6 protein-coding genes are annotated in these 5,585 nt (G+C 58.5%); 5 read left to right on the top strand and 1 reads right to left on the bottom strand.

Annotation, left to right across the window (positions count from 1 at the left end; all coding sequences use genetic code 11):
• Positions 1 to 132 precede the first annotated feature (132 nt).
• Entirely contained in the window at positions 133 to 837 is a 705-nt protein-coding gene (locus tag DLM86_RS31620) for a CPBP family intramembrane glutamic endopeptidase (RefSeq protein WP_158289735.1), read from the bottom strand.
• A 138-nt stretch (positions 838 to 975) separates the two neighbouring features.
• Between DLM86_RS31620 and DLM86_RS31615 the strand changes: the two genes are divergently transcribed.
• From DLM86_RS31615 to DLM86_RS31595, 5 genes are read left to right on the top strand one after another with little or no spacing between them, the layout of a single operon-like run.
• Positions 976 to 1,698, top strand: a complete 723-nt coding sequence (locus DLM86_RS31615) for an ABC-2 transporter permease (protein ID WP_158289734.1) — start codon at positions 976 to 978, stop codon at positions 1,696 to 1,698.
• A gap of 32 nt (positions 1,699 to 1,730) precedes the next feature.
• A complete protein-coding gene (locus DLM86_RS31610; protein WP_110844235.1) occupies positions 1,731 to 2,153 on the top strand; it encodes a GntR family transcriptional regulator in 423 nt (140 codons plus the stop codon).
• On the top strand, positions 2,150 to 3,073 hold the full coding sequence (locus tag DLM86_RS31605; protein WP_110844229.1) for an ATP-binding cassette domain-containing protein: 924 nt from the start codon (positions 2,150 to 2,152) through the stop codon (positions 3,071 to 3,073). The genes DLM86_RS31610 and DLM86_RS31605 overlap by 4 nt, the downstream gene beginning before the upstream one ends.
• On the top strand, positions 3,070 to 3,972 hold the full coding sequence (locus tag DLM86_RS31600; RefSeq protein ID WP_110844227.1) for an ABC transporter ATP-binding protein: 903 nt from the start codon (positions 3,070 to 3,072) through the stop codon (positions 3,970 to 3,972). The genes DLM86_RS31605 and DLM86_RS31600 overlap by 4 nt, the downstream gene beginning before the upstream one ends.
• The gene (locus DLM86_RS31595) at positions 3,965 to 5,239 is read left to right on the top strand and encodes an ABC transporter permease (protein ID WP_110844225.1); all 1,275 of its coding nucleotides are present in this window, start codon (positions 3,965 to 3,967) and stop codon (positions 5,237 to 5,239) included. Before DLM86_RS31600 ends, DLM86_RS31595 begins: the two co-directional genes overlap by 8 nt.
• The last annotated feature ends 346 nt before the right edge of the window (positions 5,240 to 5,585 follow it).

Raw genomic sequence — 5,585 nt, 5'->3', positions numbered from 1 at the left:
CATCTCGTCGGCTTCTTGTATCACCGCTAGCTTCTGTTGTGCACTCCATTTTTGGCGCATGAAAAAAACTCCCCTTATAGCAGCAGGTTTTATTATTTCACCTGACTACTTTAAGGGGAGCATATCAATCGGTCAGGACGGGCTTTTTATGTCGTCCGCATGGCGGGTTACGATCCGTGCGATCGCGATGATGCGCAGGTCGTACAACGCATGAATGACGACGGGGACGAGCAGGCTTCCCGTGGCATAGTACAGATAGCCGAACAGGATCGCCGCGACGAACGTCTGGACGATGCCGGATACGCCCTGCAAAAAATGGCTCAGCCCGAACAAAACCGCCGCGGCGAGAAAGGCGGTGCCGTACCCGAGGCCATAGGGCGCCGCTTGCAAGTAAGCGGGGAGAAACGCCCGGAAGAGCACTTCCTCGCAGATGCCGACCGTAATGGCGGTCCAGGCATACAACCACGTTTCCGCTCTCGTGACGGGAAGAACGAAGGAACGGGACGCGTAGGACTGCTTCATGGCCGACCGGAAGTCGGCATGCAGGCCGAGCGCCAGCGGAAGTAAAATTTGTGCGGCAAAGTAGACGAGGACGACACCGACGAGCAGCCGGGATGCGCCGATCGGCAAGCTCCCGCCGCCGTACCGCCACGTGTCGGCCAAACCGTATTCGAGCCATACCGCCGCGGTTAATGCCCACAATATAAGGGATACCCCGATGTAGGTGTAGGCTTTTCGATACGGCGAGGATGGTGCGCGCAGCGCGCGCGTATCGTAGATGGAACGGATCGGCATCGCGATCAGCACGATCGCCGCCACTAGATGAGAAACGATCATCGAATCACCCGAAGGGAACATTCGACGTCGTGCGGAATAATTCCTTTTTTCGGCAAGGGTTGCACGGCAAAGCGACTGTGTGTATACTGTTAATATAAATATACACAGTAAGCACACTGCTGTGGGAAGGTGATGCGGATGTGGGACAACGTATGGCTCATCGTCAAGTATGATTTGAAGAGATCAAGGTGGGGGCTGCTCGTCTCGGTCCTCATGTACGCGTACTTTTGCTTTTTCACGGTGTTCATTACCCGGGAGCAGTTCCCGCTCGATCCGGCGGAGACGGCGGGCCGACTCGGGACCGTAGCGGACATTATGCTGCTGACGAGCATGAGCTGCGTCGGCTTCGCGATGACGGGGGATTACCGGGTGTATTGGCGGTCCGATATTTTTTCGAAGCGGCTTTTGTTTCTAAGACAGCTGCCGATCTCGGTTCGCGAGCTGGTCGCGGCCAGGTATGTGCTGATCGCGATCAACACGGCGATGCTGTCGGTTTTGTACTTCGTACCGTTGTTTCTGTTCGGTCCGCTCGGCCGACTGCTGACGCCGTTGCAGATCGTCTCGTTTGCTTTGACATGGGTGGCGTTCGGAGTCTGCATGTCGGTCATGTACGCGTACAAGGAGCTGGCCGGATCGGGCAAGTCTTATTTCCTGTACTGCTGCGTCTGGGCGATTCTGTTGATCGCGATACCGGTTTTGACTTCGCTGCTCGGCTTCGGCTTCGTGGAATCGTCGGTCGAGGCGGTGAAGCGATACGGGGCGCTCGTTCCCGTCATCGGAGCCGTCGTGGCGGCCGTGTGGGTCGGATTCTGGTTCCGGAAGACGGAGCGTCGCATCCGCAGTCGCTCGTTTTCGAGATGAACGCCCGAGTAGAGACGGAGGAGGTGGATGTCGTGCGCATTCCGGTCCAGGTCTCGGCCGAATCGGCCGAACCGATGTACCACCAGATCGAAATTCAACTGCGTTCGCTCATCCTGAGCGGATCGCTGCCGGAAGGGACGCTGCTGCCGTCGATCCGCGAGTTCGCCCAAGACTTGAATTGCAGCGTCATTACGATTCGCCGCGTCTATCAAGACTTGGAGAACGAAGGGCTGCTTCGAACGAAACAAGGAACCGGCACGTTCGTCGCTTCCGTGGGGAAGATCGAACGGGAGCAATACCGTTCGGGTGCGGTCGCCGATGCGTTCCGAGCCGCGATCGAGACGGCGAAACGCGTCCATCTGACGCGCGGGGAGACGGAAAAGCTGTTTCGGGACAGCTTGGATTCGATTATGCCTGAGGAAGGGAAGGGCGAGGAGGGGGACAAGCCGATATGAGCGATACGTATGCGATTCAATTTAACGGGGCCGGGAAATCGTTCGATTCGTTCCGGCTGGGACCGATCGATTTGCGCGTCGAGCCGGGGGTTGTCGTGGCCGTTGTCGGGCCGAACGGCTCCGGCAAAACGACGCTGTTCCAGATGCTGCTGAACATCGTGCAGCCGGACGAGGGCGTCATTCGGATTTTCGGCGAAGCGTATGGGCAGCGGGAAGTCGAGATCAAGCGGCGGATCGGCTATGTCCCCGATTCCTCCTATGCGGAGGAGGCCGGCTGGCGGATCGACGAGCTCGTCCGGTTTTACTCGCATTGGTATCCGGCATGGAGCCCGGAAACGTGGAGGTCGCTGTCCGAACGGTTCGAGCTGGATCCGAAGGCGAAGGTGAGCCTGCTGTCCAAAGGAATGAAGCGCCGGCTCGCTTTCTCGATGGCGGTCGCGCAATCGCCGGACTTGCTCGTCCTCGACGAGCCGTCGTCCGGTCTCGATCCGTTCGCCTGGCGCATCATGCTGGACGAAATCCGGCAGTTCATGGCGGACGGGGAGCGGACGGTGTTGATCGCCACGCATACGATCGAGGAGGTGCGCCGGCTGGCGGATTACGTCGCGTTTTTGTACGACGGCAAGCTGCTGGACTACCGGGTAAAGGATACGCTGATCGACGACTGGAAGACGCTCTGGATCGAAGCGGCGTTCGAGGAGGCGGCCGAGCTGCCGGGCGTCGTCGATGTCGAATTGGGCCCGTTGACGAGACTGACGAGCGACCGCGCTTCGGAGACGGAGCGGGCGCTGGAGGAAGCCGGCATCGCCGTCGCCAAGCGCCAGCAGGTCGAGCTGGACGAGATGCTGCACCATATGATCGTGGCCGAGAAGCGAAAACAAGCGGCGTCCGGCCGCACGGAAGGAGAGCTGCACCGATGAACCCGCTGCAACTGCAGGAAGTGAGCAAGCAATATGGCGAGAAGACGGCCGTCAATCGGATCGATTTCGAGGTGAAGCCCGGTGAAATATTCGGATTGCTCGGCGCCAACGGGGCCGGCAAAACGACGACGATGCGCATGGTGCTCGGGCTCATCATGCCGGATTCGGGGACGATCCGGTGGAAGGGGAAGCCGTACTCGACCGAGCTTCGTCGGCTGATGGGCTATTTGCCGGAGGAACGGGGGCTTTATCCGAAGGTGAAGGTGAGCGATCAGGTGACGTATTTCGCCGAGCTGAGGGGCATGTCGCGGAAGGCGGCGGAGAAAAGCTTGCGCGAATGGCTGGACCGGTTCGAGGTGCCGGACTATTACGACAAGAAGGTCGAGGAGCTGTCCAAGGGCAATCAGCAAAAAATCCAGTTTATCGCCGCCGTCATCCACGATCCCGAGATTCTCATTCTCGACGAGGCGTTCAGCGGCCTGGACCCGGTCAACGTGGAGCTGCTGAAGAAGACGGTTCTCGACCTGCGCAACGCGGGGAAAACGATTTTGTTCTCGAGTCACCGGATGGACCACGTCGAGGAGCTGTGCGAGAACATTTGCATCCTGCATCGTTCCGACACGGTGCTGAAAGGGAGCTTGAAATCGATCAAGCGGTCGTTCCCGCGCGAGCGGGTGCTGCTCGACACGGAGCGCGAGGTGCAGGGGCTCGACCGGATCGACGGCGTCACGTCCGTTCAGAAGCGCGAAGCGTGGACGGAAATCCGCATCTTCAAGCCGGAGGCGGCGCAGGAAATTTTAAAAGCCGCCTCGTCGCAGACGGACGTATACCGGTTCCAGATCATGGAGCCGACGTTGAACGACATTTTCATCAAGACGGTGGGAGGTTCCCATGAATAAGGTATCGACGGTCATCCGATTCACGTTCATGAACCGCGTGCGCGCCAAGTCGTTCGTCGTGACGACGCTCATTTTTGCGATCATTTTATCCGTCATCATCAACCTGCCCGCCATTATCTCGACTTTTTCCTCGTCGGACGGTCCGGATCGGGTAGGGATCGTCGGCAAGGAGACGAACGTAACCCGGGCGCTGTCCGACTATTATGCGAAGAAGCCGGAGCCGGAGCTCGCGATCGTCATGCTCGGCGACGCCGGCTCGAAGGAAGCGAATGCGAAGCGGGGCAAGGAAAAGCTCGATGCGAAGGAGATCGTCGGCTATCTCGAATTGGACGACGACGCTTCCGCAGATTTCCCGAAAGCGACGTATTATTCGAAAAGCACGATGTTCTCCATGGAGTCGAAGCTGCGCGGCGCCCTGCAGGCGGTCAAAGCCGAGCTTGCCGTCCGCGATCTTGGCTTGTCCTCGCAGCAGCTGGCCAAGCTGAACGCGCCCGTCTCGATTGCCACCGTACAGGTGCAGGAAGGAACGAGCGGCAAGACGGAGTCGCAGATGATGCTCGCTTACGGGCTCGTCTACGTGCTGCTGTTCCTGCTCTACATGACGGTCATCGGCTACGGGAACATGGTGGCCACGGAAATTACCGCCGAGAAAAGCTCGCGGGTGATGGAGGTGCTCATCTCCAGCGTATCGCCGCTCAAGCAAATGTTCGGCAAAATGATCGGGATCTGCCTGCTCGGCCTCGTGCAGATCGTCGTTCTCGTCGTCGTAGCCGCGGCCAACCTGCTGATCCCGCAAAATTTGGAGCAGCTGCGCGGCTTGAACATCGATCCGGGCGATATCCAGCTGTCGCTGCTCGGCTACTTCGTCGTCTTTTATTTGCTCGGCTATTTCATCTACGCATCCATCTTCGCCGCCGTCGGCTCGCTCGTAAGCCGCACCGAGGAAGTGGGGCAGGCGATTATGCCGGTTACGTTTCTCATTATCGCGGGCTTCATGATCGCGATGTTCGGTCTGCAAAATCCGAACGCGCCGTTCGTCGTGGCGATGTCGTTCGTCCCGTTTTTCAGCCCGCTCATCATGTTTTTGCGCATCGGGATGAGCGACCCGGCTTGGTGGGAGGTGTGGCTGTCGATCGCCCTCACGGCGGGCGCGATGCTGGCGTTCGGCTGGCTGGCCGCGAAAATTTACCGCGTCGGCGTGCTGCTGTACGGCAAGCGGCCCTCGTTCCGGGAGCTGCGCAAGGCGATGAAGGCGTTCAAGGTGTAAAGAGCGAGTAAGCGGCTGGCGCAGCGTTTTTTGCGGGAGATGCCGTGTGCGAGGGGATGAAATCCCCATATCCGGTAAGGAAGATCGGATCGCAATAGAGGGAAAAGATCATGTTAATTTGCCTCTGTACACGAGAGACGGGCAATGAAATGGAAATCCTCCCGCTAATTCCGGACGAATTCGCCTTTATCGGCAGCCGTGCCGATTTAGCGGGAGGATTGGACCTCTGTCAAGAAAGTGGACGCAGGATAACGGAGTTTAACCGATATTTTCGTAATAGTTTGCTTCAAATTGAACCGGCGAAACATACCCCAAAGAACCATGAATTCTTTTGCGATTGTAAAAG

The organism is Paenibacillus flagellatus (genome assembly GCF_003217775.1).
Classification (GTDB): domain Bacteria; phylum Bacillota; class Bacilli; order Paenibacillales; family NBRC-103111; genus Paenibacillus_AB; species Paenibacillus_AB flagellatus.
Note: the sequence above shows the minus strand (reverse complement) of the source record. Positions and strands in the feature narration are given on the sequence as shown.